We start from the raw sequence: 23,911 nt of genomic DNA on the forward strand, positions 1-23,911 counted from the left end.
CAACCTCGTCCGGGCAATCAACGACAGGCAGTCCATCAAACTGAGGCGCAAAAAGGCCGGATGGAGCCCCGACTACCTCGCCTCAATCCTCGGCCAACTTCCCCGTTAACCTGGATTCGCAGCCCTGCCGCGGCCATGGATCGGAGCAGCTGTGCCGCCCAGCTGGTGCTGTTTAGTTATCTTCTGCAAAGGAACAATGAGCGTATCGAACACCATCTATTGGCCGCCGGACGGCAGGCTATTTTCAACGGGCGGTAGCCGGCCGGGATATCGGCAGCGTCGTCGTTTCAGCGATTGCTAACGGAACGGAAACGCCTCGCTGTTATGGTGCTGCCCCATGGCGAGGAGAGCCTCGCCTGAGGAGCCTGCCCGATGGCCAATTTTCCCGAGACCGAGCGTCGTCTTCATGCGCGCGAATTCGTGCTCAAGGAAGCCACGATCATTGCCAACGGCGTCAGGATCGGCTGCTCGGTCAGAAATCAGCATGAGCAGGGTGCGGAATTGCGCGTCGGCGCCGATGTGGTCATTCCGGAGCGCTTCCTGCTCGAGGTTCCGGACGACGATACAGCCTACCGCGCTTTGGTGCGGTGGCGGCGCAACGATCGCATCGGCGTGGCGCTCTACAGCAACGCGTTGAAGGACTGACGGCCGCCACCTCAAAGATAGCGGCGCACGCTCGTCCTGTAGGCGCGGTAGGGATCGCCGAACTTGCGTTCCAGATAGGCTTCCTCGCGCAGCACCACGCCGTAATGCAAGATTGGGAAGGTCGCGATGAGGGCGATGACGGCCCACCATGTGTCGAAGAGGAGCCCGATCCCGAGAAGCAACCCCATCAGGCCGACATAGAGCGGGTTGCGGGTGAGGCCGAACGGACCGCCGGTGATGATCGCGGTGGTCGGCAGCGTCGGGTTCACATTGGTGCCGCCGCGCAACATCGTGGTGCGCCCCCAGGCGATGATCGCAACCGCAAGTACCGCCAGCACGATGCCGAGCACGACGGTGAGCGGCCTGCCGCCGATCGCAAGCGGCCAGACATAGCGCAGCGCCAGCATCGCGATCAGCGCCACCAGAAAGAGCAGCGGCGGGAACACCGCGACACCAGGATTGTCCGCTGTGTCGTTCATTTTCGCCGGTCCTCAACAAGGCTCGATTGCCGCCACTATGCATCGGGCCGCGGCGCTCGGCAATTCGCGACTTGATCCTGCCGGATCGACGGCGGCGGCATCGTCCGCAGGGTCAACAGCAGCGGCTCGCTCCGCAGCCGCTTGCAGCGGCCTGTTCTTTCAGCCAGCGATCACGCGGCTTGCAGCTTGACGGTCGCGGCGACAGCTCGACCTCAACTGCCTCGCCAACAAGGCTCGGCTGGGCTGCCCGGTGCAATTCCATCGGGCGGACGCCGTCGCTGACCTCAAAGGTCAGTTTCGCCGCCTGGTCGAGAGCGACGTGATCGGAGACCTTGCGGATGATCGCGGCGAACTTGCCGGCTGGCATATGCACCGGCCCGCCTTCATCCACGTCCCACAGCTGGACGAAGATTTCCGACCATGATTCCGGGTTCGCTTCGCAATCCAGCGCCGAGAACAGTCCCGCCTTCACCTCGGTGACATGATAGCCAGGCTTCACCCGTCGCCCGTCATATTGGAACACCAGCGGCCTGTCCTTGTGATCGGCGAGCGCGGCCAGCAGGTCACCGATGGTCAGATCGGTCGGGTCCATCGGCAAAACCGGATCGATTTTCTGATTGTCAGAAGAGAGCATGTCGGCTATTCCTCATTTCAATATTTCAAGGATTATTGAAACGTGGATGAACGTCAAGCCCTGATCGCCTTTGGCGCGCTGTCGCAGGAAACGCGCCTGCGCCTGCTGCGCCTGCTGGTCGTTGCCGGGCCGCAAGGCATTGCCGCCGGCTCGCTCGCCGAACAAGTCGAGGTCTCGCCGTCCAATGTCAGCTTCCATCTCAAGGAACTGGAACGGGCTGGCCTCGTGACCGCCAGGCGTGATGCCCGCTCGATCGTCTACAGTGCCGAATACGACGCGCTGTCCGGACTGATCCGGTTCCTGATGGAAGATTGCTGTTCAGGTCGCCCGGAAATCTGCGCGCCGGCGCTTGCAGCGCCTTGCTGCCGGCCGGGCGAGGGGATCCGGCAGTGATCGTCGAACCTATTGCTCAGCCCAAGGCCAACTGATGAACACCTTCGATCTGCCGCGCCGGCTTGCAGCTGAAGCCCTGGGAACCGGTCTGCTGGTGGCGACAGTCGTCGGCTCCGGCATCATGGCCGATACGCTGACGCATGACACCGCGCTGGCTCTGCTTGGCAACACGCTTGCAACCGGCGCCATGCTGGCGGTGTTGATCACCGTCCTCGGGCCGATCTCCGGCGCGCATTTCAATCCCGCCGTCTCCCTGGTGTTTTGTCTCAACAAGTCGCTGCCCGCCCGCGATCTTCCCGCCTATCTGGTGGCGCAGGTCGTCGGCGGCATCGCCGGCACGATCGCGGCGCATCTCATGTTCGCTTTGCCCGTACTGGAAGTCGCGACCAAGCTCCGGGCCGGACCAGCGCAATGGTTTTCCGAAGTGGTTGCGACGTTTGGCCTTGTCGCGGTCATCCTCTCCGGCCTGCGCTTCGAGCAGCGAGCGGTGCCGTGGCTGGTCGGCCTCTACATCACTGCCGCCTACTGGTTCACAGCGTCCACTTCCTTCGCCAATCCGGCTGTCGCGCTGTCGCGTTCGCTGACGGACACTTTCTCCGGCATCAGGCCGCTCGATCTGCCCGGCTTCATCATCGCCGAACTGCTCGGCGCCCGGACCGCGCTTGCGCTGATGGGGTGGCTGCTCAAGCCCGAAGTCGTTCAGCAATCCCAGCCACTGAAAGCAAAGCCATGACGGTCACGATCTATCACAACCCCGATTGCGGCACCTCGCGCAACACGCTGGCCATGATCCGAGCCAGCGGCGAAGACCCGATCGTGATCGAATACCTGAAGACGCCGCCGAGCCGCGATCGGCTGCTCGAACTGATCGCGGCGATGGAGATCGCCCCGCGCATGTTGCTGCGGGAGAAGGGAACGCCTTACGCCGAGCTCAGCCTTGCCGATTCGAAATGGAGCGATGACGAGCTGATCGATTTCATGCTCGCCCATCCGATCCTGATCAACCGCCCGATCGTCGAAACGCCGAAGGGCACAAGGCTATGCCGCCCGTCTGAAGCGGTATTGCCGCTGCTCGACAATCCGCTGCGCGAATTCGTCAAGGAAGACGGCGAGAAGGTCGCCTATAAGCCTCCCACTTAGAGCGCCAGATGCTTCATGAAGTAGATCGACGCCCTTGGTTTTCCGAACGGGTCGACGAAATGATGCGGCACGACGCCGACTTCCCGCCAATTCATGCGCCGATAGAGCCGCTCGCTTGCTCCGCCCTCGGCAGTGTCGAGAAGGAGCAGGGAGCGCTTTCTCTTCCTTGCCTCGTCTTCCACGGATGCCATGAGCGCGGAACCGATGCCTTGCCGCTGGAAATCTCGATGAACGAGAAGCTTGTAAACCTCTGCCCGGTGCAGCGCATTCGGCTCCGGCGACAGGTAGAGCTGGACGGTGCCGACGAGATCGTTCTCGACATAGGCACAGATGAGGAGGCGTTCGCCGTCCGCCAGGGAGGGGAAGATGCCCTGCCAATAGGACTGTGCCTGTTCTGCGCCGAACGGCAGGACGAAGCCTATGAGCGCACCGTCCTCGATGCTCTGCATCAATATTCCGGCGAGGGCGCCGAGCTGCGCCTTTGCCTCGGCCTCATCGATCACCGCGATACGCATGTGCTCCCCCATTTGAGGGTCCACAGATAATGGGCTTTGAGCAATCCGTGAAGACCGAAGCGCCTGCGCCGCTCGCGCGCAATCGCCATGTTCTCGTTTCGGCTCTCGGTGTCACGCAGATCCTCGCCTGGGGATCGTCCTACTATCTGCCCGCGGTGCTTGCCGCGCCGATTGCCAGGGACACCGACTGGTCGCTCGCCTCCGTCGTCGCCGGGCTGTCCTGCGGGCTCCTGCTTGCCGGCCTGGTGTCTCCCATCACCGGGCGGCTGATCCAGCGCCATGGCGGCCGCCCGGTGCTTGCCGCCGGCTCGCTGCTGCTGGCGGCCGCGCATTCGCTGCTGGCGTCGGCAACCGCCTATCCGCTTTATCTGCTGGCCTGGCTGCTCATGGGCCTAGGCATGTCGAGCGGTCTTTACGACGCCGGCTTCGCCACGCTCGGGCGGCTCTATGGTCAGGGCGCGCGCAGCGCCATCACCAACCTAACGCTGTTCGGTGGTTTCGCCAGCACCGTCTGCTGGCCGCTCAGCGCCTTCCTTGTCGAGCATGGCGGATGGCGCATCGCTTGCCTTTCCTATGCGGCCATCCATCTGGCGATCGGCCTGCCACTCCACCTCTGGGTGATCCCGTCGCCGCCGGCCGCAGCGCCAGCGCCGGCGAGAGCCGAGCGGAAGGAGGTGTCTACCGAAGGCCGGGCGCGGACACGCTTCATCCTGCTTGCCTCCATCCAGACATTGGCAGCGATGATCGCGTCCATGCTCTCCGTCCACTTGCTCACGCTGCTGCAGTTGCGCGGCGTCGGCCTGGCGGCTGCCGTCGGCCTTGGCGCTTTGGTCGGCCCGTCACAGGTTGGCGCGCGGGTGGCCGAGCTGCTGATCGGCCGCAACCGGCATCACCCGATCTGGACGATGCTGGCATCGGTGTCGCTGCTTGCGGCCGGAGTCTGGCTGCTCCTGACGAGCCAGACCTTCGTTGCTCTCGCCTTGATCCTCTACGGTGCAGGCAACGGCATCCATACGATCGCGCGCGGCGCGCTGCCGCTGGTGCTGTTCGACCCGCAACAATACGCTGCGCTGATGGGCAAGCTCGCAACGCCGAGCCTCATCGTCCAGGCGGCGGCTCCCTCGATCGGAGCGCTGCTCTTGGACATGGGCGGCGGCAATCTTGTCCTAACGACACTTGCCTTGGCCGCGACCGTCAATGTGGGGCTCTGCGCCTGTCTCGTCGCGGCGGTGCGCCGATAACCAAACCTACTTATCGACCGCCAGCGTCTCGTTGAGCACCGCGGCCAGATGCAGGCCGCCGAGCGCGAGCTGCTTGACGGCGACCGGCAAGAATTTGTCGAAATAGGCCTGGTCGAGGATCGCCGCATGCGGGTTGTCCGCGACGTGCCCTTGGGGAGCGCGCGATAGGCATCCTCCGCTGCTTCGTGGCACGCGGCCAGCCGGGCCCCGTCCTTCATCAGTCGCGATGCTCGGGCATGGCCTTCAGCTGGTCCTTCGTCCAGTTGGTGACGGCGTGGATGTCGCCATCCTCGTCGCGCATGAAATCCAACTGGCTGGCGGTGACGGCGACCGGCTTAGCGCCGATGCCGAGAAAGCCGCCGACATCGATGACGATCTGGCTGCCGTGCAGGTGATCGACGGAACCGATTTTCTCGTCGTCAGGGCCGTATATGGTCGCGCCCTCGAGGATAGTTGGCGTCAACTCGGCGTTCGTCAGCCTTACGTGGTTGGTGTGGTCCATGACAGTCTCCTGTGGGTTTTACAGGAGGAACCCGGCGACATGGCCATGTGTTCCGGTCCGAGCGGGTGATCGCTGCTTCCCATTTACTGCGCGATTGCTAATATGCGTTGTTTCAGAAGGCGCAAGTAATGAAGATCAATGTCGTCTATGCGCATCCATTAGCCGACAGCTATCAGGCCTCGCTCCACAGTCGCATCGTCCGGACCCTCAAGGACAGGGGTGACGAAATCGTTGATTTCGATCTGCATGCCATGAACTTCAATCCCGTGATGCAGGCCGAGGAGAGACGCGGCCACTTCGACCTTTCTCAGACGCCCGAGGACCTGCAGATCTATATCGATGCGTTGAAATGGGCTGAAGCCTGCGTCTTCTGCTTCCCGACATGGTGGTCGGGCATGCCGGCGATTCTGAAGGGCTATTTCGACCGCGTCTGGCGCCCCGGCATCGCCTATGAGGTGCCGCCGGATGGCGGCGCCATCAAGCCTCTGCTTCTCAACATCCGCCGCATGGGGGTGGTGACCACATGCGGATCGCCCTGGTGGTACACGGAACTTTATATGCAGAATCCGGGAAAGAAGGTGCTGCTGCGCGGCCTGAAGACGATGTGCGGCAGCCATGTCAAGCATCTCTACCTGACGCGATACTCCGTCGAGGGCATTTCCACCGAAAAGCGGGAAGCGTTCGCGCGCAAGGTCGAGCGCCGGTTCGAGGCGTTTTGAGCGTCAGCATTCATCGCCGCCAGGAGGACGATGGCAGCCGCTCAATGAAGCGTCGCCCATCCCGTCACGAGGACGAGGACAAATGTGACCAGCGCGCCCGAGACATAGAGGACCGTCCTGATGTTGCCGCCCTTGGCGGCGTTTCCGCCGCGCAGGTAGACCGCCATGTGGATGAGGCGTATCGCCAGGTGAGCCCAGACAAGCACGGCCAGCGTCACCGGCCCGACGCCGGCCATCATCGCCAGCACCGCGGGCACGACAAAGGCAGCCAGCGCCTCGACCGAGTTCATGTGGACGCGGTCGATCCGGTAAAGCGGATTGTCGTCGTCCGCCGGGACGACCGGACCCGAAAGCTTGCCGGCAAATCCCTTGGACGAGCCGGAGTAGACTGCCAGCACCACCGACAGAAGGCAGAGCGCGAGCACGCCGAGGGTGCTCAACCAATAGGCTTCCATTTTCTGCGCTCCTTTCAATCGCTGCGGCCACGCCGTTTGCTGGCGATGTACCTCCATGCGGGCGCTGCCGTCAGGCCGCTTGGGGAAAAAGCTCCTGGAACCGCTGAAGGTAGAGCGGCCAGCCCTGATCGCTGTCGACGCTGCCGCGCACGCCTTCCCAGCCCTGGCCATGACGCTCGATGTGGCGATGTTCGATTTCGACCCGGGTCCGGTTTTCCGCCTCGGCCGTGAAGCGGACCTCCCATTCGCTTGTCCTGGCGAGGTCGGTTTCGATCTGCCAGCGCGGGCTGATGTCCCAGCTCAGAAGCAGCCGGTTCGGTGGCTCGTAGGCGAGCACGCGGGCGAAGCGGCATTCGCTGCCGTCGACGCCGCGGTCATAGACGTGACCGTCGACGCGCGGCTCGAAGATCGTTTCGGCGATCGGGACGGCGAGCAGATTGTGCTCGCGCGGCTTGAAGCTGCCGAAGTCCTCGGTAAACACCTTGAAGGCGCGAGCGATCGGCGCCGCGACGACGACCGAATGTGTTACTGGAGCGGGTCCTGGCTGCTTGATCATGCTTCGTCCTTCGTCGGTTGTTCGACGGCCAGCTTGTAGGCCCCGAGCGTCTTCATCCAGAACTGGTCGATCTCCGCCCGAAACGCCGCGAGCCCATCCGGATCGATACGGTAGATGCGCTCCTTGCCGGAGCGCGTGTCGGCCACCAGCCCGGCCTCTTTGAGCACCTTCAGGTGCTGCGAGACTGCCGGCCGGGTTACGGGCAAAACATCGGCCAGCCCGCTGACCGAACTGGGTCGGTCGACCAGCAGTTCGAAGATCGTGCGCCGGGTCGGATCGCCGAGTGCAGTCCAATATTTCGCGTTAGTGGCCACTAACGCGAAGCTAGGGCGAGGTGATTAGCCTGTCAACCCGGAAAGGAGCGTGGCGGCGGCTGGCAACCGATCGAATTCCGATCGGCTCACGTTCTCCAGCGCCGCTTTGCTTGTAGATCTCGCGCCGCTTGCTCGATCGCCGCGCGATCGTTGCCCAGCCTGTCGAGCAGCGCCTGCGCTTCATCGCCGGAAATGCCGGTGCGCATGGCAAGCGCCTCCACCGTCAGCACATCCGCGCTGTCGATCTCGCGCGTTTCGGGCAGCGCATCGTCCGCCGTCAGCGGCAGGGCCGCTTCGCGGTCGATCTCCATCTCGGCCTGATGCCAATGCCGTTCATGATTGCCAAGGATGCCGCCCTCGCGTTGAAAAATCTCATAGGCTCGCTGCCTGATCTTCTCGGTCCGATCGTCGTCCATCGCCGTTCCTCCTTGCGTGTCACAAGAACGCAGGACAGAGCGGAACGATCCGCGTCGTTCACGAAGTGATCGACCGGCGCAATTCCAACTCTCGACCGCGCTGACTGACGCGTCGGATCACAGCCCGTATATCGCCACTGGCTTGCCGAGCATGCCGGGCTCGGGTTTCACGCCGAGCCCCGGCCGCTGCGGCACGGCGATATGGCCCTGGCGGATGACGACCGGGTTCTTCGCGTCGAAATGCCCCTTGATGTATTCCTGGGCGATCCAGGCGCCTTCCATGCGGCGCGGCTCGACGGTGGCAGCCAGATGCACGCAGGCCGCGGCAATGATGTCGCCGCCCCAGGCGTCGTCACAACTGTGCGGCAGCGAGCGGATGGCGCAGAGGTCGCGCACCGTGGTCATTTTGCTGAGGCCGCCGAGGCGCGTCACCTTGAAGCCGAAGCCGTCGGCGATGCCCAGCGAGATTGCCCGCAGCACCGCGTTCTGGTCCTCGGTACTCTCGTCGAGGTAAACCGGATGCGTCACGCGGCCTTTCAGCGTCGCGATCTCGTCCATGGTGTTGCAGGGCTGTTCGAAAACGAACGGTATCGCCTGGCAGAGCCGGTCGAGATGGATCGCTGAGGCCACCGTCAGGCCCCGGTTGCCGTCGACCGCGATGCGCGCCTTGTAGCCGACCGCCTCCCAGACCTTGTGAATGACGGCGACGTCTTCTTCCAAATTGCGTCCGCCGATCTTGACCTGCAGGCGCGGATAACCGGCCGTCACCTTGTCTGCGGCAATCCTCGCCGTCTCGTCGGGCGGCCCGACGATCAGCGAATAATAGGCCGGCACGCGGTCCGTCAGCGCGCCGCCCAGCAGCGTCGAGACCGGCACGCCGAGCTTCTGTCCGAGCAGGTCGAGGAAGGCCATGTCGAACGCGGCCTTGGCATAACCGTGACCGTTGAGGCACTCGTCCATCTGCTTCGCAAGCAGCCTGATCGAGGCGATCTCCGACCCGATGAGGCCAGGCGCGATTTCGGCGATCGCGGCACGCGCGCCGAGCGCGTGATGCGGCTGGTAGACCGGACCGATCGGGCAGGTCTCGCCCCAGCCGGCAAAGCCGTCATCGGTCACGATTTCGACAAGCGTTGAGTCCAGCGCCTCCACATCGGCGCTGGCCATGCGGTAGACACCGCCTTTGACGGGCAATTGCGCCGAATAGAGGTTGATCCGATCGATGCGCATACAGGCTTCCCTCCGAAGGACACGTCGACAACGGGGCCTGCAGGCCCCGTCTATTACATCCGCGCCCTGGCCGAAGTCGGATCGTAAGGCGAATCCGCGACAACCTCGGCGACCTTCCAGTCGCCGAGAACCGCGACATCGAGCTTCGTGCCCGGCCTGGAAAAACGCTCCGGCAGCAGTGCCAGCGCCACGTCATGCCCGAGCGCGTAGCCATAGCCGCCCGAGGTGATGCGCCCGACCAGCGCGCCATCGCTGTAGAGCCCTTCATTGGCAAGCGTGCTGGCGCCGTCGGTGTCGATCCTGAGCGTCACCGAACGGCGCTGATCGTTCCTCGCCTTGTATTTCAGAACCGCGTCGCGCCCGACGAAGTCGCCCTTGTCGAGGCGGATGAAACGCTCCAGCCCGCTCTCCAGCGCGTTGAGCTCCGGGTTCATGTCGCGATACATGGCGCGATAGGATTTTTCGAGCCGCAGCGACTCCAGCGCATGCAGCCCGACCAGCCGCATGCCGTGCTTCTCGCCTTGCTTCAGAAGTGCGTCGAGCAATTGCCGTTGATAGGGCAGGGGATGGTAGAGTTCCCAGCCGAGCTCGCCTTCATAGTTGACGCGCAGCAACCGCACATCGCTGGCGAGAGCCACGTTGCCGGTCTTCACGCCGAACCATGGGAAGCTTGCGTTGGAAAGATCGATCTCCGTCAGCGGCTGCAGCACCTCGCGCGCCTTGGGACCCACGACGGTAAAACAGCCGCGATCGTTGGTGACGTTCTTCAGGCTCACGCTGCCGTCGGCGGGGAGCAGTCTCGAGAGGTCGTCGAAATTCCAGCGCTCGGCGCGCGGCGTCGAGATCAGGTAGAACAGATCCTCGCCGAGACGCGCCACCATGTATTCCGCCTGCACGCCGCCGCCGGCGGTAAGCTGGTGCGCCAGCGTCACCTTGCCGACCGCGGGCAGGCGGTTGGCGATGATCCTGTCCAGCCAGGCCGCCGCGCCTTGTCCCGACACCTCGAACTTGGTCATCGGCGTCATCTCAACCAGGCCGACGGCATTTCGCACCGCCTGTACCTCCTCGCCGACGAAGTTCCCCTTGGGCGTCCACCTCCAGCTATACTGGTCCTTGGCCTCGACGCCTTTCGGCGCGAACCAGTTGGGCATCTCCCAGCCATTGAGCACGCCCCAGACGGCGCCCAATTCCGTCAGTCTGTCATAGGATGGCGCGGTCTTCTGCGGCCGGGCGGCGGGCATGTCCTGCCCGGGATATTTCTGCTCGGCATGCGTGCCCCAGGCCTCGCGGACCTTCTCGCGTGTCCAGGCCTTGTTGGCGTAGTCGCCGAAGCGGCGCGGATCGAGATCGGAGGTGTCGAGGCTGTTGCCGCCTTCGACGATCCGCTCCGACAGATGATAGCCGATCGTGCCACCCCACAGGATGCCGCCCGGCACGCCTTCGGCGAGCCACACGTTGGGCAGGCCACAGGCCGGTCCCATCAAAGGCAGCTCGTCCGCCGTCATCTGGAAGGGGCCGCGCACATTGGCCTTGATGCCGATGCGTCCGAGCGCCGGAACGAGCTGCAGGGCCCGCTCCCAGTTCCATGACACGGCGTCGAAATCCTCTTCGAGGAGATCGGCGCCGAACCAGGCGGGAACGCCGTTCTCGGCGAACAGCTTCAGGTTGGCGGTGCGCTCGTAAGGCCCGAACATCAGCCCATCGCCTTCCTCGCGCAGATAGCCTTCGAAACCTTCGTCGCGCAGGATCGGCATTTCGGGACGCCCCGCGCGCTTGCGCTCCACCACTTCCGGCACCGCTTCGGTGATCCAGTACTGGTGCAGGATCGGGATCGCCGGGATGTCGAGGCCGAGCAGCGCGCCGGTCTGGCGCGCGTAATTGCCGGTGGCTGAGATCACGTGCTCGCAGGTGATGTCGCCCTTGTTGGTCTGGACGAGCCATTCGCCGCTCGCCGTTCGCTTGAAGCCGGTCACCTCGGTGTTGAGATAGACCTTGGCGCCCAGGTCGCGCGCGCCCTTGGCCATCGCATGCGTCACGTCGGCCGGCGCGATATGGCCGTCATCGGGATGGTAGAGCGCGCCGAGCATCTGCTTGTTGTCGAGCAGCGGCCAGAGTTTTCGCGCTTCATCCGGCGTCAGCAATTGCGCCCGCATGCCTTGGACATCGGCGACGCTCATATAGCTCTTGTATTCGTCGAGCCGGTCCCTGGAATTGGCGATGCGCAACTGCCCGCATTTGTGCCAGCCGACGGCCTGCCCCGTCTCCACCTCCAGCCCTTCATAGATCTCGATCGTCTTGTTGATCATGCGGCCGACATTGACGTTACGGGCATAGGATGGGACCAGGCCCGCCGCATGCCAGGTCGAACCGGCCGTCAACTGCGTGCGTTCGAGCAGCGCCACATCGGTCCATCCGCGCTTGGCCAGGCCGTAGAGGATACCCGCGCCGACGCACCCGCCGCCAACGATCACCACCCGCGCATGTGTCTGCATCGAACCACCAATTTCCGACCGAGCTGAGAAAGACCGCGGTCGAAGCTACAGGCGCCGATTGACCGTGTAACGTCTTCAAAAATTAGGGGTCATGATAAGCTGGATTTATGCAGCGGGCATTGCGTGACAGGCTTGCGGCCCGCCGGCTTTCACCGTCTTGCCCGTCCTGCACCGTCCGCTCCTTAACGTCGACTTTCGTGCCCGGCTTGACCATGCCGGCGAGGTCTTCGGCAACCCGGTTCGGACTGCCATTGCCATTCCACTACGTTTGGATCAGCGCTCGCGCCGCGTCTGCTCCTGCCGCGAGGATGCGATCCGAAAACTCCGTCCCGTCTACGGCGCGGGCCAGTTGAAGGGCGCCGACGAGCGTTGCAAAGACGCCCAACGCAATACCCTCCGGATTCCTGGTCTGCTGCGGAAGCGCCGCCGACACCTGGCGTACTAAGGTCATCAAGTGCTCGGTATAGACTTTACGGGTTTCAGACGGCTCCCGCGCAATTTCCGGCAAAAGCGCGGCGGAAGCGCAGCCTTTCTCCGGATTGTCCCGGTGAGCCCTCGACAGATACGCGTCTATAGCCATCGCCAGGCCGCCGGATGCCAATGCCTCCGCGATCTGGCCTGATTGCCCCTCCAGGGCGGCCGCTACACATTCGCGGACAAGCGCCGCCTTGGATTGAAAGTGCGGATAGAAAGCCCCGTTCGTCAGCCCGGCATCGCTCATGATGCCTGCGAGTCCGGTCGCGGCGATGCCGTCACCCCGAAAATGATCGGCTGCAACTTCCACGATACGGCTGCGCGATGCGTCCTTGCGACCCCGTTCGTAGCGCATGATTTCTCCTTTCAGGCTGGCTATTGCATTATGATCATAATTTGATATTATGAATATAATCTAATCACTGGAAAAAGGCTAGGCGCGTCGTGCGGGATCTGAATTGTCCGCAAGCTCTTTGCCCGGACATCAGGATCCATTTCAGAAAGCGAGCATGATGAAAGCCTTTGTTGTCGATAAATATGGGAAAAAGGCCGCTCTGCGGCTTGCCGACATGCCAGTGCCCGACCTGCGGGATGATGATGTCCTGGTCGAAATCCACGCGGCCGGCGTGAACCTTCTCGATGCCAAGATCCGGGACGGGGAGTTCAAACCCTTCCTGCGCTATCGCCCGCCTTTCATCCTGGGGCACGATGTTGCCGGCGTCGTTGTCCGGGTCGGTTCGAAAGTCCGCAGGTTCAAACCCGGCGACGAGATCTATGCGCGGCCGCGCGATGGCCGGATCGGCACGTTCGCCGAGTTCATCGCGATCAACGAGGCTGACGTCGCCTTGAAGCCGAAGAACCTCAGCATGGAGGAGGCCGCCTCGATTCCACTCGTGGGCCTCACCGCCTGGCAGGTGCTCGTCGAAAAGGCCAATCTGAAGAAGGGCCAGAAAGTTTTCATCCAGGCCGGGTCAGGCGGTGTGGGCACGTTCGCCATCCAACTGGCGAAGCATCTCGGCGCGACGGTTGCGACAACTGCAAGCGCCGCAAGCACGGATCTGGTCAAGAGTCTCGGCGCCGATATTGCGATCGACTATCGGAAAGACGACTTCAAGAATCTGCTGAAGGACTATGATGTCGTCGTCAACAGCCAGGACGCCAAAGCGCTCGAAAAGTCGCTGCGCGTGCTGAAACCCGGCGGCAAGCTCATATCCATTTCCGGTCCGCCGGACCCCGAGTTTGCCAGGAAGCTCGACCTGAACATCCTGCTTAAGCTGGTCATGCGCGCCTTGATCCGCGGCATCCGCAGGAAGGCTGCCCATGCCGGCATCGAGTATTCGTTTCTTTTCATGTGGGCGCAGGGCGATCAGCTGAGCAAGATCACGCCTCTCCTTGAGTCCGGGACGATCCGCCCCGTGATCGATCGCGTGTTCTCATTCGAAGAAACGAACGAGGCATTGGCTTTCGTCCAAAAAGGGCGCGCGAAAGGCAAGGTCGTCATCAAGGTGAAATAGCCATACGTTGCTGAGATTTGGACGGGGTCGGCCCCGCCGACTTAGTCACTGGACTTGCCCGTCTTGCGCGGTCTCGTCCTTGAAGTCGACTTTGGTGCCCGGCTTGACCATCGCGGCGAGGTCTTCGGCGTCCCAGTTGGTCAACCGGATGCAGCCATGCGAGAAGGTCGTGCCGATCTTGCCGGGGTCGGGCGTGCCGTGGATGCCGTAGCTTTCGATGGAGAGGTCGATCCATACCGATCCCACGGGATTGTTCGGCCCCTTGGCGATGGTGAAGGGCCGCTTGGCCCTGACACCTTTGAAGGCAAATTTCGGATTGTAATGGTAGGTCGGATTGTGCACCACGCGCCTGACTTCCGCCGCGCCGCTGGGCGCCGGCTTTTCCTCGCTGCCGATCGAGGCGGGGTAAACCGCGAGCGGTTTGCCTGAGGAATCGAGTGCGCGCACCAGGCGAGCGCCCTTGTCGACCTCGACACTGGCAACCGCAACAGGCGGATCGCCCCTGCCGACACTAGGAACCACCAGGGTCGTGTCGGCTTTTGTGAATCTGGTTCCGGGATTGAGCATCCTCAGCACTTGTTCGCTGACATGGAAACGCTCCGCCAGTTTCTCACGCGCGCTGCGGTAACCGAGCCGCTTCAGATGCGCCATCCTCTCCATGCGCGCCGGAATACGCCTGGTGAAAGGACCGCGCACATCCTTGCCCGTGACTTCATAGGTCGTGAGCACCGGCCCGGCGAAAGTTGCCGTGAGTTTGTCCCAGGTCTCCCGCTTCACCTTGCCGTCGGAGGGCAGCCCGTTCGCCGCCTGAAAGGCCGCGACGGCCTTGGTGAAGTTGTCCGAAACACGGCCATCGATCAGGCCGGGCGAGAAGCGGGCGCGATCCAGAAGGATCTGCGCCTTGAGCAGCATCGGATCGCCATCCTTAGGCTCGCCTTCGCTGAATTGGGCTTGGTTGACGGTGTCGAGGTTCAGCTTGGCCGCCAGGGTCCCGCCGCAACCGAGCGCGAGCGCCATCGCGACGACAACAAGGAGCCTGAGCATCGACGTCACTCCCGGGTTGCGACAAGAACCTGTCCCTATGACGCGGCACAGCCGATCTGGTTCCCGTGCTGCGGGGCAGCGTGAAGATCATCCCGAAAATGCACTGTTGGGCATATGCGTTTGAATTTTAAGCTGGAACCAGTTCCCAAGAACGCGGACTGCTGGCATAATTGTGCCAGGGCCTACGCATTTTCTGATTCTGATTCCATGGCCTCCCGTCCTGGTGACCGACGGCTCCCCAACCCCCCGCCCATGTCGTCGGTTGCCCATTCGGGACCGAGAATCCGTGCAAAACCAGGCGGGCCTTCTCGCCGCAACAACGAAGCGCCGCCTACTCACATCAGGCATGCTTGGGCTGGGCTGTTCCTGCGGTGGTAGAGATTGCGCCCGCGCACAGAGGCAACGAACACGCCTTTCTAGCGGGGCGGCTCGTCATCGGCTGGAATCGAGCTTTCGGATACGTCCGTTGTCCAAACGAAATACCCCGTCAGTGCCGCCTTGCTGCTCGAAATCGGTCTGAAGCTCGTCCCATGTGCCTAGATATTTGCCGCACTCGGCGCAGCGGATTGCGGTTGTGGGTTTTGCATCGGCTGGAATGTTCAAACGGATGACGCCGCAAAACGGGCATTCCAATTTGTGATCCAGATAATCGCCTGCCATGATCGCGCAGCATCGCGCGTTCGGCATGCCTGCACAAGTCGCCGGACCATGTCGGTGTGTCATCTGGCGCGAGGGGGCGGTCACTAGCGGCTTGAACTGGAAGCGTGAACACGCGCTCTTATGATGCGGGCTTCGCGCAAAAGCGATGGGCGGTCGCGCCCTATGGACTTTATCAACCCCCTGGCTTGAGCGTCCGAGATGCCGGTTTTCTCTTTCAGCAAAATGACGAGCTGTCTGTCGTCAATGCGGCCATGGGAACTGCCTTCACCGGGTTCAGTCATGTCAGCGATCCTCCTCCCAACCGAACTAGAAGAGCCGGCGAAAGTTTCATCGTGGTCTTGTTTTCTATCACCGCTTCGCAGTGGCGCCATCTGGGCGGCGCCCTGCGGGAAAGCTCTACCAGCTCCCGCGCATCGGCAATCCCGCCACATAGTTCGCGATGATGCGCAAGGCGCGCCGCTTTGCAGGATTTGGCGGCCTCGTCGATCTTGCGCCAGGAAGGTTTCCACGAGCCCGTCGTCAAAGCGGCCCAATTTCCGAAAACAGCCAATCCCGAAACGCTTTGACCTTGCGCTGGCGGATCGCCTCCGGCGGGTAGACCAGATAAAAGCTGGAGACCGCCTTCAGGGCGTGGTCGAAGGGCCGCACCAGCCTGCCGGTGGCGAGGTCGGCCGAAACCAGCATGGTGCGGCCGAGCACCACGCCTTCGCCCTGCACGGCCGACTCCACCGCGAAGGTGGCAGAATCGAAGGTGAGGCCGCTGTTTGGATCGACGCCTTCGACGCCGGCGCTGGCGAGCCACGCCGCCCAGTCGATACGGTAGCCGTCGCGGATCAACGTGTGGTGCTTGAGGTCCTCGGGCATCCTCAGCGGATGCGGCCCTTCGAGCAGCCGCGGGCTGCAGACGGGAAACACTTCCTCGCCGGTGAGGAATTCCGAAGTCAGTCCATGATAATGGCCGCCACCATAGCGGATCGCGACATCGATGCCGTCGCCGCGGAAATTGGTCAGCTTGCCGGTGGTTGAGACGCGCACGTCGATGTCGCCATGCGCGCGATGAAAACGATAGAGCCTCGGCACCAGCCATTTGCCGGCGAAGCCGTCCGAGGTGCTGACGTTGAGCGTCGAGCCCGAATGGCGCGAGGTCGCCGCCTGCGTCGCCAGCGCGAGCTGGTCGAGCGCTTCGCCCACGGCCAACGCATAAGGCTCGCCGACAGGGGTCAGCCGCACCGAGCGCGTCGCTCGCTCGAACAGCTGCACGCCGAGCTGATCTTCGAGGTGCTTCACCGCCCGGCTGATCGCGCCATGCGTGAGGTTGAGCTCGTCGGCGGCCCGCGAAAAATTCAGGTGCCGTGCGGCAGCCTCGAAGGCCGGCAAAGCGTTGAGCGGCGGCAGTCTGCGGGTCATGGCAAAATCTATTTGTGAGCTATGGTAACAAATACTTGCCAAACTTTGGTTTGTCCATCGGGCCTTTTCCAGCCAAAAATCCTCACAGCATTTGTGACCAAAGCTCACTCACAATCAAAAAACTTGCGAGGACACCATGGCCACCGTTCATCCCTTCCTCTGGTTCAATCTTGATGCCGAAGCCGCGCGCGACTTCTATCTCTCGGTTTTCGCGAACAGCCGCGCGCTCGGCTCGATCGAGTTCACCGACTTCGTCGGCGGCACCAACCGGACCGTGCCGCACGCGATCTTCGACTTCGAGCTCGAAGGCCAGCGTTTTACAGCGCTCAACGCCGGCGGGGTGCCGCCCTTCAACGAGCGGATCTCGCTCTACATCGAGACCAATGACCAGGCCGAGACCGACTATCTTTGGAACGCGCTGACCGCCGGCGGCGGCTCGGAACAGCCCTGCGGCTGGCTGAAGGACAAGTTCGGTGTCTTCTGGCAGGTCATTCCAAGCGGGGCGCTGCGTCTGATGAACGACCCGGACCGCGAAAAGGCCGACCGGGCAAGGCAGGCGATGTATTCGATGAAGAAGATCATCCTCGCCGACATCGAAGCGGCCCACGCCGGCCGCGCCTGATTTCAACCCCGATCACTGGAAAGACGGAGAAGACCCGTGACCAACCTCAGGAACAAGAAGATCATTGTCGTCGGCGGCAGCTCCGGTATCGGTTTCGGCGTGGCGGCGGCCGCGCTGGAAAACGGCGCGCAGGTGGTGATCGCCGGCCGTTCGGATGAAAAGCTGCAGGCAGCTCAAAAGAGGCTCGCCGGGGCAGGTCGCGTGACAGGCATCGCCGCCCACATGGCCAATGAAGCCGACGTCGCCCGTCTGTTTGGCGCGGTCGGGGCCTTCGATCACCTCGTGGCGACGGCCGGCACGCCGCCACCCAATTATCCGATCGGCGAGACAGACATGGATTTCGTGCGCGGCTTCGTCGACAGCAAGCTGATCGGTGCGGTGATGCTCGCCAAGCACGCCGTGCGCAGTTTGAACAAAGGCGGCTCGATGATTTTCACCTCCGGCATCAACAAGGACCGGCCGCCGGTCCCTGGCGGCTCGGTCGTCTCGGCGGTCGCTGGCTCCTTCACCTACTTCGCCCGCGCGCTGGCGCTGGAACTCGCGCCGACCCGCGTCAACATCGTCTCCCCCGGCTGGGTGGATACCGAGATGTGGGACGAGATCGTCGGCGAAGCCAAGTCAGGCTATTTCGAGCAGATGGGCGCACGCCTGCCGGCGGGAAAGATCGCCAAACCCGCCGACATCGCGCCCGCCTATCTCTATTTGATGCAGAACGAATTCATGACGGGGGAGACGATCCACATCGACGGCGGGCAGCGGCTGGTGTGAGCGGGCGAAGCCGGAGGCTCGACCTCAGGATCCGGCCTCGCCCTTTGCCGTCCATCAGTGCCGGGCGTCGCTTGCCAGACCTTCGCGGAGCAATGGTGTTTCCGGCGGAACGCTAATATACATGAGGCTCGAATGAACAGCGCCTCCGCATTGTCGAGGAATGCCATGCGAAGGGTGATCATCACAGCCATGTGCATTGCCGCCGCGACAGGCGCCAATGCCCATGACTGGTACGAAAACAAGGTCGACCCGGTAACGAACTTCAAGTGTTGCGGCGGCACCGATTGCCGCCCCATACCGGAGTCTTCGGTGCAGTCCAGGGTCGACGGTGGCTACGTTTATCTGCCCGATGGTTTCAACATCCCGCGCGACCGCGTACAGGAATCACCGGACGGCCGATACCATATCTGCGAGAACAAATACGTCATAACCAACCAGCCCTATTTGCGCTGCTTCTTCGCACCACCGCTCAAGGTTTCTCGACTGCTCCCGCGCTAACCTGGGTCCCTCAGTGCCCCCATCCGGATGACACCGAAGACGTCCACGTCGAACAGAGCCTTAGTCTAGCCCGTGCAGTCGAGGATTCCTCTGCGCCGCCGAGCAGGCCGATGCCGGCATTGTTGACGAGCAGGTCTACCCGTCCGGCCTCGTTCGTCGGCGTCATGCGGATCCGCGCACGACCAGCCGTCCCGGCAGGATCACCGTCTTCTTGGGCTCGCGGCCCAGGATCATCGCAACGGTCGCCTTTACCATCGCCTCGACGGGTTGTTCGTATGTCGTGAGATCATAGGCCGGCGCAGCAGCGAACAGAGTGTTGTCGAAGCCTGCCACGGCGATGTCTGCCGGCACCTTCAAGCCGAACTCGCTGCGGATGACGTCCATCGCCCCGAAGGCCAGGACATCGTTTTCGCACAGCAGGACATCGATGCGGCCTGCGGGCGGCACCTCGTTCAGATAGCGCCGGACGGCCTCCGCGCCGGAGGCTGCGCTATAGTGGTGCGCCGCCAGTTCCGGCATCTCGGCGATGCCTTGAGCCTTCCAGAATGCCTTGAAGGCCCGGCGCCGGCCAAGCGCCGTCGACAGGGTCTTCGGTCCGGCCATGAAGCCGGGGCGCCTGTAGCCTTTTCCATGCAGATGCCTGCACAGGTCCTTGATGGCCAGGGTGGTGTCGCAGTTGATCGCAGGCACGCCGGGTATCTGGCTGTCGCGCGCGAGAACGAATATCGGGGCCGCTCCGTCCAGCCTGACATCCTGCAGCATTTCAGTTCTGAAAGCGGTGCCGCACATGATCACGGCATCCAACTGGCGCTGATCGGCGTTGAGAAGCGCGTGCACGTGGTCGAAATGTTCGTTGATGTTGATGAGGACGGCTACGAGACCCTCCGATTGAAGTTCGAGGGTGAGCCGCTCGAGAAACGACAGCTTGTAGGGATTTTCGAAATCGTCGACGAGCACGGCTACCTGATGCGTGAGATTGGTCGCCAGGCTTCGGGCGAGCAGATTGGGGCGGTAGTTCAGCTTTTCCGCGACGGCCATGACCTTGACGCGGCTGCTCTCGGCGATCGACGCCCCCGGCGTGAAGGCGCGAATGACCGTCCATTTCGAGACACCCGCCTGTTCCGCAACCTCTCTTGCGGTCGCTCTCTTTGACATCGCTCTACCCGCACCTGCCGTTGCATGGAATGTCTATTTCATTTTATCGGAAAATGAAATGAACATTGACATCCCTTGGTTTCCGGTTATGACTATGCATGCTTTGCTACCGGTAGCAAAAAGTCTCTGGCGGCAACGGCAGGCGCATAGGAACGCGCGAAATCTGTGGAGGAGGGGCGCCGCAAAGCCGCGCCCATTTGGAGGAATCGAAATGAAATCGATAGTGAGGAAGCTTGCCTTTGGTGCGGCCGTGCTCGGCTGCCTTGTGACCGGTGCCCAGATCGCTTCGGCAAAGGACGTCAAGATCGTCGTCGTCAGCCACGGCCAGGCCAACGACCCGTTCTGGTCGGTGGTCAAGAACGGCGTGACGGCGGGCGCCAAGGATGTAGGCGTCAAGGTCGACTATCGCGCGCCCGAGACGTTCGACATGGTGGCGATGAGCCAGCTGATCGATGCGGCGGTCAACCAGAAGCCGAACGGGCTGATCGTCTCGATTCCGGACGCTTCCGCGCTTGGGCCGTCGATCAAGAAGGCGGTCGCCGCCGGGATCCCGGTCATCTCGATAAATTCCGGCTCCGATGTTTCGCAGTCCCTCGGCGCTCTCCTGCATGTCGGTCAGGACGAGTATAGCGCCGGCAAGGCGGCGGGAATGAAGCTGAAGGAGATGGGCGGCAAGACGGCCATCTGCGTCAACCAGGAAGTCGGCAATGTCGCGCTCGACCAGCGCTGCAAAGGCTTCGGCGACGGCTTTGCAGGCAGTGTGAAGGTTCTGCCGGTTTCCAATGATCCCGCCGACGTCCGCGCCAAGGTGAAGGCGGCGTTGAGCGCGAACGGCGACATCGACACCATCATGGCGCTCGGCGCCAGCACCGCCGGCGAACCGTCGCTGGCCGCCGTCAAGGATGTCGGCAAGCTCGGCAAGATCAATGTCGCCACCTTCGACCTTTCGGCGGACTTCCTGAAGGCGGTCGCGGCCGGCGATGCCGCGTTCGCCATCGACCAGCAGCAGTTCCTGCAGGGATATCTGCCGGTCGTCTTCCTGGCGAATTATGCGAAATACGGCCTGATCCCGGGCGGCAACGTGCCTTCCGGCCCGAACCTGATCACCAAGGACAAGGCGGCGCAGGTCGTCGAATTGTCGGCCAAGGGCATTCGCTGATCAGCGTCGCCGAAGCCTGTCGGAGGCCCTCCCCGCTTTCGGGGAGGGCGCTCGGCTCGCCGGACGCAAGATCCGCAATACCGGTCGGCAATGTCGCACGCCATCGAAGGGAGGAATCATGGCTCAGATCGAACAGCAGGCAGCCCCTGCCGCGAAACCCGATGAGCGGATCAGGCAAGTCGGATTTCTCACGCATATGATGCGCCGGCCCGAGCTCGGCGCCGTCGCCGGGCTGGTCCTGGTGGTGGTGTTCTTCTTCTTCACCGCCGACCCGTCGATGTTTTCGCTTTCCGGCCTGATGACCATCCTGGCGCCCGCGTCGCAGCTGGGGATCCTGGCCATCGCCGCATCGCTTTTGATGATCGGCGGCGAGTTCGATCTTTCGATCGGCTCGATGGTGGCCTTCACCGGCCTGATCTTCGGCGCGCTGTTGACCAATTTCGGTCAGTCGCTTTGGCTCTCCATCGTCTTCACGCTGCTGCTCGCGGCCGTCATGGGCGCGGTCAACGGGCAGATCGTCATCAGGACGCGGCTGCCCTCGTTCATCGTCACGCTTGCCTTCCTGTTCATCCTGCGTGGCCTGACCCTGGTCGGTCTCAAATGGGCAACCGGCGGCTCGACCCAACTGCGCGGGATAGAGGATGTCGTCGGCGACGGATTGCTGAAGCAGGTGTTTTCGGGCGTCGCCTTCCAGCCCCTGTTCAACTGGCTTGCCGAGCACGACCTCATCGAGAAATTCGACAATGGCGTGCCCAAGGTGACGGGTGTGCCGGTCTCGGTTCTCTGGTTCGTCGGGATCACAGGGGTCGCCACCTGGATGCTGCTGCGCACGCGCGTCGGCAATTGGATCTTTGCGGCCGGCGGCGATCCGGTCGCGGCGAGAAACTCCGGCGTGCCCGTCGACCGCGTCAAGACCGGGCTCTTTGCCCTGACGGCATGCGCGGCGGCGCTCGTTGCCATTATCACCGTGCTGGATGCCGGCTCGACGGACGCGCGCCGCGGTTTTCAGAAGGAATTCGAGGCCATCATCGCGGCCGTCATCGGCGGCAGCCTGCTGACTGGCGGCTATGGCTCGGCGATCGGCGCCTTCTTCGGTGCCATCATCTTCGGCCTCGTTTCCATCGGCCTGACATACACCCAGTTCGACTCCGACTGGTTCCAGGTGTTCCTGGGCTCGATGCTGCTTCTGGCCGTCCTCTTCAACAACTTCATCCGCCGCAAGGTGACAGGGGAGCGCTGATCATGGCTGATGGCAAGACAGTGACCTCGCCGCCCGTCATCGAGGTCAACAATATCGTCAAGCACTATGGTTCCGTCATCGCGCTGTCGGGCGTTTCGATGAAGGTGTCGCAAGGCGAGGTGCTGTGCCTGCTGGGCGACAATGGCGCCGGCAAGTCGACGCTCATCAAGACGCTTTCCGGCGTCGTTCGTCCGACCAGCGGCGACTTCCTCGTCGAGGGCAAAAGTGTCACCTTCAGCAGCCCTCGCGACGCGCTCGATGCCGGCATTGCCACGGTCTATCAGGATCTGGCGATGATCCCGCTGATGTCGATCACCCGCAATTTTTTCATGGGCCGCGAACCGCTCAAGGGCATCCCGCCATTCCGTCACATCGACTTCAAACATTGCAATGCCGTGACGCATGAGGAGATGCGCAAGATTGGCATCGACATCCGCGACCCCAACCAGGCGGTCGGCACGCTCTCGGGTGGCGAGCGGCAATGCGTGGCCATCGCGCGCGCCGTCTACTTCGGCGCGAAGATCCTGATCCTCGACGAACCGACTTCGGCGCTGGGCGTCGCCCAGACATCGATGGTGCTGAAATACATCCACCAGGTTCAGCAGAAGGGCCTTGGCGTGATCTTCATCACCCACAATGTCCGTCATGCCTATGCCGTCGGCAGCCGGTTCACCGTGCTCAACCGCGGCAAGACGCTTGGCACCTGCGCCAAAGGCGAGATCGGAATCGACGAACTGCAAAACATGATGGCCGGCGGCAAGGAACTGCAGACCCTGTCCGACGAGCTCGGCGGAACGATCTAACCTCGAACAGGATATCGATGATGACAACGGCCCCTGAAACCGCGGGACCCTTCACCTTGGCGGTTTGCGCGGAGATGGTGTTCCGCTCGCTACCCATGCTCGACCGCCTCGGGCGGATCACCGAACTTGGCTTCGTCGCCGAGATCTGGGACTGGACGAAGCACGACATTGCCGCGCTTGCCAGGTCCGGAGCCTCGTTTTCTTCGATGACCGGCTATGTGACAGGCACGCTCGCCGATGACGCGGGCGCGGAAGAGCTGATCAGGACGGCGAAACTCTCCATACCGGTCGCCAAGGAGCTGGATTGCCCGCGGCTCAACCTTCATGGCACGGGGCTCGACGGGCAGGGGCTGCCGGTCGTCAAGTCAGAAGTCGTGACCGGCCAAATGTGGCTCAAGGCCCGCGATACGCTCAACCGCATCGCCGACCTTGGCGAACAGGAAGGCGTGACCTTCGTGCTCGAGAACCTCAACGAGGCTGTCGACCATCCGAAAACGCCGTTCGCCAAGGTGGCCGACACGATCGCACTCGTCGCGTCGGTCAACCGGCCGTCGCTCAAGCTCAACCTCGACCTCTACCATGCGCAGATCGGCGAAGGGAATCTGATCGAGCTCTGCCGCCTAGCGCTTCCCCACATCGGTGAAATCCAGGTGGCCGATGTTCCCGGCCGCAACGAACCGGGCACCGGAGAAATCAACTACCCGGCCATCGCCCGCGCCCTCTACCAGATGGGCTATCGCGGCGTCATCGGCATGGAGGCCTGGCCGTCAGGCGACGATGAGCTCGCGCTCAGCCGCTTCCGCCAGGCTTTCACCCTCTAGGCCATCATTTCTCAACGG

Annotated in this window: 30 protein-coding genes and 1 pseudogene; 14 read left to right on the forward strand and 17 right to left on the reverse strand. The window is 62.8% G+C overall.

Annotation, left to right across the window (positions count from 1 at the left end):
• Positions 1 to 372 precede the first annotated feature (372 nt).
• Positions 373 to 645: a PilZ domain-containing protein gene (locus RFM68_RS23045; RefSeq protein ID WP_320235321.1), complete on the forward strand. Its 273-nt coding sequence runs from the start codon at positions 373 to 375 to the stop codon at positions 643 to 645.
• Positions 646 to 656: 11 nt separating this feature from the next.
• Here RFM68_RS23045 and RFM68_RS23050 read toward each other — a convergent pair whose 3' ends face one another.
• Both RFM68_RS23050 and RFM68_RS23055 read right to left on the reverse strand, forming a co-directional pair.
• Positions 657 to 1,124, reverse strand: a complete 468-nt coding sequence (locus RFM68_RS23050) for a methyltransferase family protein (protein WP_320235322.1) — start codon at positions 1,122 to 1,124, stop codon at positions 657 to 659.
• Positions 1,125 to 1,236: 112 nt separating this feature from the next.
• On the reverse strand, positions 1,237 to 1,758 hold the full coding sequence (locus tag RFM68_RS23055; protein ID WP_320235323.1) for a DUF6428 family protein: 522 nt from the start codon (positions 1,756 to 1,758) through the stop codon (positions 1,237 to 1,239).
• A 42-nt stretch (positions 1,759 to 1,800) separates the two neighbouring features.
• Between RFM68_RS23055 and RFM68_RS23060 the strand changes: the two genes are divergently transcribed.
• The 3 genes from RFM68_RS23060 to arsC are packed head-to-tail and all read left to right on the forward strand — an operon-like array spanning position 1,801 to position 3,291.
• Positions 1,801 to 2,151, forward strand: coding sequence for an ArsR/SmtB family transcription factor (locus tag RFM68_RS23060; protein WP_112100490.1), 351 nt, complete (start codon positions 1,801 to 1,803; stop codon positions 2,149 to 2,151).
• Between the two features lie 34 nt (positions 2,152 to 2,185).
• Positions 2,186 to 2,884 (forward strand): MIP/aquaporin family protein, encoded by a 699-nt coding sequence (locus RFM68_RS23065; protein ID WP_320235324.1) that lies wholly within the window; start codon positions 2,186 to 2,188, stop codon positions 2,882 to 2,884.
• Positions 2,881 to 3,291 (forward strand): arsenate reductase (glutaredoxin), encoded by a 411-nt coding sequence (arsC, locus tag RFM68_RS23070; protein ID WP_320235325.1) that lies wholly within the window; start codon positions 2,881 to 2,883, stop codon positions 3,289 to 3,291. Before RFM68_RS23065 ends, arsC begins: the two co-directional genes overlap by 4 nt.
• Here arsC and RFM68_RS23075 read toward each other — a convergent pair.
• Positions 3,288 to 3,818, reverse strand: coding sequence for a GNAT family N-acetyltransferase (locus tag RFM68_RS23075; protein WP_320235326.1), 531 nt, complete (start codon positions 3,816 to 3,818; stop codon positions 3,288 to 3,290). The genes arsC and RFM68_RS23075 overlap by 4 nt on opposite strands.
• A 35-nt stretch (positions 3,819 to 3,853) precedes the next feature.
• Between RFM68_RS23075 and RFM68_RS23080 the strand changes: the two genes are divergently transcribed.
• The gene (locus RFM68_RS23080; RefSeq protein WP_320235327.1) at positions 3,854 to 5,047 is read left to right on the forward strand and encodes an MFS transporter; all 1,194 of its coding nucleotides are present in this window, start codon (positions 3,854 to 3,856) and stop codon (positions 5,045 to 5,047) included.
• Between the two features lie 6 nt (positions 5,048 to 5,053).
• Here RFM68_RS23080 and RFM68_RS23085 read toward each other — a convergent pair whose 3' ends face one another.
• The gene (locus RFM68_RS23085; RefSeq protein WP_320235328.1) at positions 5,054 to 5,239 is read right to left on the reverse strand and encodes a hypothetical protein; all 186 of its coding nucleotides are present in this window, start codon (positions 5,237 to 5,239) and stop codon (positions 5,054 to 5,056) included.
• 25 nt (positions 5,240 to 5,264) lie between these two features.
• Positions 5,265 to 5,549 carry a PRC-barrel domain containing protein gene (locus RFM68_RS23090; RefSeq protein WP_320235329.1) on the reverse strand — a complete coding sequence of 95 codons (285 nt, stop codon included), beginning with the start codon at positions 5,547 to 5,549 and terminating at the stop codon, positions 5,265 to 5,267.
• 128 nt (positions 5,550 to 5,677) lie between these two features.
• On the opposite strand from RFM68_RS23090, the gene RFM68_RS23095 reads away from it, so the two are divergent.
• On the forward strand, positions 5,678 to 6,268 hold the full coding sequence (locus RFM68_RS23095; RefSeq protein WP_320235330.1) for an NAD(P)H-dependent oxidoreductase: 591 nt from the start codon (positions 5,678 to 5,680) through the stop codon (positions 6,266 to 6,268).
• Positions 6,269 to 6,309: 41 nt separating this feature from the next.
• Here the strand turns inward: RFM68_RS23095 and RFM68_RS23100 are convergent, their stop codons facing one another.
• The 7 genes from RFM68_RS23100 to RFM68_RS23130 all read right to left on the reverse strand — a co-directional run bounded on the left by RFM68_RS23100 (position 6,310) and on the right by RFM68_RS23130 (position 12,557).
• Positions 6,310 to 6,723: an MAPEG family protein gene (locus tag RFM68_RS23100; protein WP_320235331.1), complete on the reverse strand. Its 414-nt coding sequence runs from the start codon at positions 6,721 to 6,723 to the stop codon at positions 6,310 to 6,312.
• A gap of 70 nt (positions 6,724 to 6,793) precedes the next feature.
• Positions 6,794 to 7,279 (reverse strand): SRPBCC family protein, encoded by a 486-nt coding sequence (locus RFM68_RS23105; protein WP_320235332.1) that lies wholly within the window; start codon positions 7,277 to 7,279, stop codon positions 6,794 to 6,796.
• A complete protein-coding gene (locus tag RFM68_RS23110) occupies positions 7,276 to 7,593 on the reverse strand; it encodes an ArsR/SmtB family transcription factor (protein WP_320235333.1) in 318 nt (105 codons plus the stop codon). The genes RFM68_RS23105 and RFM68_RS23110 overlap by 4 nt, the downstream gene beginning before the upstream one ends.
• Before the next feature lie 86 nt (positions 7,594 to 7,679).
• Positions 7,680 to 8,009: a DUF2934 domain-containing protein gene (locus RFM68_RS23115; protein ID WP_320235334.1), complete on the reverse strand. Its 330-nt coding sequence runs from the start codon at positions 8,007 to 8,009 to the stop codon at positions 7,680 to 7,682.
• A 117-nt stretch (positions 8,010 to 8,126) separates the two neighbouring features.
• A complete protein-coding gene (locus tag RFM68_RS23120) occupies positions 8,127 to 9,236 on the reverse strand; it encodes a mandelate racemase/muconate lactonizing enzyme family protein (protein ID WP_320235335.1) in 1,110 nt (369 codons plus the stop codon).
• Positions 9,237 to 9,289: 53 nt separating this feature from the next.
• Positions 9,290 to 11,728 (reverse strand): GcvT family protein, encoded by a 2,439-nt coding sequence (locus RFM68_RS23125; RefSeq protein WP_320235336.1) that lies wholly within the window; start codon positions 11,726 to 11,728, stop codon positions 9,290 to 9,292.
• A gap of 262 nt (positions 11,729 to 11,990) precedes the next feature.
• Positions 11,991 to 12,557: a TetR/AcrR family transcriptional regulator gene (locus RFM68_RS23130; protein WP_320235337.1), complete on the reverse strand. Its 567-nt coding sequence runs from the start codon at positions 12,555 to 12,557 to the stop codon at positions 11,991 to 11,993.
• A gap of 157 nt (positions 12,558 to 12,714) precedes the next feature.
• Between RFM68_RS23130 and RFM68_RS23135 the strand changes: the two genes are divergently transcribed.
• Complete coding sequence (locus RFM68_RS23135) at positions 12,715 to 13,716, forward strand: NADP-dependent oxidoreductase (protein WP_320235479.1); 1,002 nt, start codon at positions 12,715 to 12,717, stop codon at positions 13,714 to 13,716.
• 45 nt (positions 13,717 to 13,761) lie between these two features.
• Here the strand turns inward: RFM68_RS23135 and RFM68_RS23140 are convergent, their stop codons facing one another.
• The 3 genes from RFM68_RS23140 to RFM68_RS23150 all read right to left on the reverse strand — a co-directional run bounded on the left by RFM68_RS23140 (position 13,762) and on the right by RFM68_RS23150 (position 16,827).
• Positions 13,762 to 14,760: a L,D-transpeptidase family protein gene (locus RFM68_RS23140; RefSeq protein WP_320235338.1), complete on the reverse strand. Its 999-nt coding sequence runs from the start codon at positions 14,758 to 14,760 to the stop codon at positions 13,762 to 13,764.
• 432 nt (positions 14,761 to 15,192) lie between these two features.
• Positions 15,193 to 15,420, reverse strand: a complete 228-nt coding sequence (locus RFM68_RS23145; protein ID WP_320235339.1) for a hypothetical protein — start codon at positions 15,418 to 15,420, stop codon at positions 15,193 to 15,195.
• Positions 15,421 to 15,939: 519 nt separating this feature from the next.
• Complete coding sequence (locus RFM68_RS23150; RefSeq protein WP_320235340.1) at positions 15,940 to 16,827, reverse strand: transcriptional regulator GcvA; 888 nt, start codon at positions 16,825 to 16,827, stop codon at positions 15,940 to 15,942.
• A gap of 136 nt (positions 16,828 to 16,963) precedes the next feature.
• On the opposite strand from RFM68_RS23150, the gene RFM68_RS23155 reads away from it, so the two are divergent.
• The 3 genes from RFM68_RS23155 to RFM68_RS23165 all read left to right on the forward strand — a co-directional run bounded on the left by RFM68_RS23155 (position 16,964) and on the right by RFM68_RS23165 (position 18,715).
• A complete protein-coding gene (locus tag RFM68_RS23155) occupies positions 16,964 to 17,449 on the forward strand; it encodes a VOC family protein (RefSeq protein WP_320235341.1) in 486 nt (161 codons plus the stop codon).
• Positions 17,450 to 17,485: 36 nt separating this feature from the next.
• Positions 17,486 to 18,217 (forward strand): SDR family oxidoreductase, encoded by a 732-nt coding sequence (locus RFM68_RS23160; protein WP_320235342.1) that lies wholly within the window; start codon positions 17,486 to 17,488, stop codon positions 18,215 to 18,217.
• Positions 18,218 to 18,349: 132 nt separating this feature from the next.
• The gene (locus RFM68_RS23165) at positions 18,350 to 18,715 is read left to right on the forward strand and encodes a hypothetical protein (protein ID WP_320235343.1); all 366 of its coding nucleotides are present in this window, start codon (positions 18,350 to 18,352) and stop codon (positions 18,713 to 18,715) included.
• A gap of 20 nt (positions 18,716 to 18,735) precedes the next feature.
• On the opposite strand, the pseudogene RFM68_RS23170 reads toward RFM68_RS23165, so the two are convergent.
• Positions 18,736 to 18,860, reverse strand: a pseudogene (locus tag RFM68_RS23170) (oxidoreductase); the annotation flags it as partial.
• Positions 18,861 to 18,877: 17 nt separating this feature from the next.
• Entirely contained in the window at positions 18,878 to 19,870 is a 993-nt protein-coding gene (locus RFM68_RS23175; protein WP_320235344.1) for a LacI family DNA-binding transcriptional regulator, read from the reverse strand.
• A gap of 211 nt (positions 19,871 to 20,081) precedes the next feature.
• On the opposite strand from RFM68_RS23175, the gene RFM68_RS23180 reads away from it, so the two are divergent.
• The 4 genes from RFM68_RS23180 (at position 20,082) to RFM68_RS23195 (ending at position 23,893) form a co-directional block, all read left to right on the forward strand.
• Positions 20,082 to 21,029: a sugar ABC transporter substrate-binding protein gene (locus RFM68_RS23180; RefSeq protein WP_320235345.1), complete on the forward strand. Its 948-nt coding sequence runs from the start codon at positions 20,082 to 20,084 to the stop codon at positions 21,027 to 21,029.
• A 118-nt stretch (positions 21,030 to 21,147) separates the two neighbouring features.
• Positions 21,148 to 22,269: an ABC transporter permease gene (locus tag RFM68_RS23185; RefSeq protein WP_320235346.1), complete on the forward strand. Its 1,122-nt coding sequence runs from the start codon at positions 21,148 to 21,150 to the stop codon at positions 22,267 to 22,269.
• 2 nt (positions 22,270 to 22,271) lie between these two features.
• Complete coding sequence (locus RFM68_RS23190) at positions 22,272 to 23,072, forward strand: ATP-binding cassette domain-containing protein (RefSeq protein WP_320235347.1); 801 nt, start codon at positions 22,272 to 22,274, stop codon at positions 23,070 to 23,072.
• 17 nt (positions 23,073 to 23,089) lie between these two features.
• On the forward strand, positions 23,090 to 23,893 hold the full coding sequence (locus RFM68_RS23195; protein ID WP_430694911.1) for a TIM barrel protein: 804 nt from the start codon (positions 23,090 to 23,092) through the stop codon (positions 23,891 to 23,893).
• The last annotated feature ends 18 nt before the right edge of the window (positions 23,894 to 23,911 follow it).

The organism is Mesorhizobium montanum (genome assembly GCF_033977145.1).
Taxonomy (GTDB): domain Bacteria; phylum Pseudomonadota; class Alphaproteobacteria; order Rhizobiales; family Rhizobiaceae; genus Mesorhizobium; species Mesorhizobium montanum.

Excerpts from the sequence above, each read along its gene's own strand:
- RFM68_RS23045 (WP_320235321.1), top strand. The coding sequence starts at position 373 with ATGGCCAATTTTCCCGAGACCGAGCGTCGTCTTCATGCGCGCGAATTC.
- RFM68_RS23050 (WP_320235322.1), bottom strand. The coding sequence starts at position 1,124 with ATGAACGACACAGCGGACAATCCTGGTGTCGCGGTGTTCCCGCCGCTG.
- RFM68_RS23055 (WP_320235323.1), bottom strand. The coding sequence starts at position 1,758 with ATGCTCTCTTCTGACAATCAGAAAATCGATCCGGTTTTGCCGATGGAC.
- RFM68_RS23065 (WP_320235324.1), top strand. The coding sequence starts at position 2,186 with ATGAACACCTTCGATCTGCCGCGCCGGCTTGCAGCTGAAGCCCTGGGA.
- arsC (WP_320235325.1), top strand. The coding sequence starts at position 2,881 with ATGACGGTCACGATCTATCACAACCCCGATTGCGGCACCTCGCGCAAC.
- RFM68_RS23075 (WP_320235326.1), bottom strand. The coding sequence starts at position 3,818 with ATGGGGGAGCACATGCGTATCGCGGTGATCGATGAGGCCGAGGCAAAG.
- RFM68_RS23090 (WP_320235329.1), bottom strand. The coding sequence starts at position 5,549 with ATGGACCACACCAACCACGTAAGGCTGACGAACGCCGAGTTGACGCCA.
- RFM68_RS23095 (WP_320235330.1), top strand. The coding sequence starts at position 5,678 with ATGAAGATCAATGTCGTCTATGCGCATCCATTAGCCGACAGCTATCAG.
- RFM68_RS23100 (WP_320235331.1), bottom strand. The coding sequence starts at position 6,723 with ATGGAAGCCTATTGGTTGAGCACCCTCGGCGTGCTCGCGCTCTGCCTT.
- RFM68_RS23105 (WP_320235332.1), bottom strand. The coding sequence starts at position 7,279 with ATGATCAAGCAGCCAGGACCCGCTCCAGTAACACATTCGGTCGTCGTC.
- RFM68_RS23115 (WP_320235334.1), bottom strand. The coding sequence starts at position 8,009 with ATGGACGACGATCGGACCGAGAAGATCAGGCAGCGAGCCTATGAGATT.
- RFM68_RS23120 (WP_320235335.1), bottom strand. The coding sequence starts at position 9,236 with ATGCGCATCGATCGGATCAACCTCTATTCGGCGCAATTGCCCGTCAAA.
- RFM68_RS23125 (WP_320235336.1), bottom strand. The coding sequence starts at position 11,728 with ATGCAGACACATGCGCGGGTGGTGATCGTTGGCGGCGGGTGCGTCGGC.
- RFM68_RS23130 (WP_320235337.1), bottom strand. The coding sequence starts at position 12,557 with ATGCGCTACGAACGGGGTCGCAAGGACGCATCGCGCAGCCGTATCGTG.
- RFM68_RS23135 (WP_320235479.1), top strand. The coding sequence starts at position 12,715 with ATGAAAGCCTTTGTTGTCGATAAATATGGGAAAAAGGCCGCTCTGCGG.
- RFM68_RS23140 (WP_320235338.1), bottom strand. The coding sequence starts at position 14,760 with ATGCTCAGGCTCCTTGTTGTCGTCGCGATGGCGCTCGCGCTCGGTTGC.
- RFM68_RS23145 (WP_320235339.1), bottom strand. The coding sequence starts at position 15,420 with ATGGCAGGCGATTATCTGGATCACAAATTGGAATGCCCGTTTTGCGGC.
- RFM68_RS23150 (WP_320235340.1), bottom strand. The coding sequence starts at position 16,827 with ATGACCCGCAGACTGCCGCCGCTCAACGCTTTGCCGGCCTTCGAGGCT.
- RFM68_RS23155 (WP_320235341.1), top strand. The coding sequence starts at position 16,964 with ATGGCCACCGTTCATCCCTTCCTCTGGTTCAATCTTGATGCCGAAGCC.
- RFM68_RS23165 (WP_320235343.1), top strand. The coding sequence starts at position 18,350 with ATGAACAGCGCCTCCGCATTGTCGAGGAATGCCATGCGAAGGGTGATC.
- RFM68_RS23175 (WP_320235344.1), bottom strand. The coding sequence starts at position 19,870 with ATGTCAAAGAGAGCGACCGCAAGAGAGGTTGCGGAACAGGCGGGTGTC.
- RFM68_RS23180 (WP_320235345.1), top strand. The coding sequence starts at position 20,082 with ATGAAATCGATAGTGAGGAAGCTTGCCTTTGGTGCGGCCGTGCTCGGC.
- RFM68_RS23185 (WP_320235346.1), top strand. The coding sequence starts at position 21,148 with ATGGCTCAGATCGAACAGCAGGCAGCCCCTGCCGCGAAACCCGATGAG.
- RFM68_RS23190 (WP_320235347.1), top strand. The coding sequence starts at position 22,272 with ATGGCTGATGGCAAGACAGTGACCTCGCCGCCCGTCATCGAGGTCAAC.
- RFM68_RS23195 (WP_430694911.1), top strand. The coding sequence starts at position 23,090 with ATGATGACAACGGCCCCTGAAACCGCGGGACCCTTCACCTTGGCGGTT.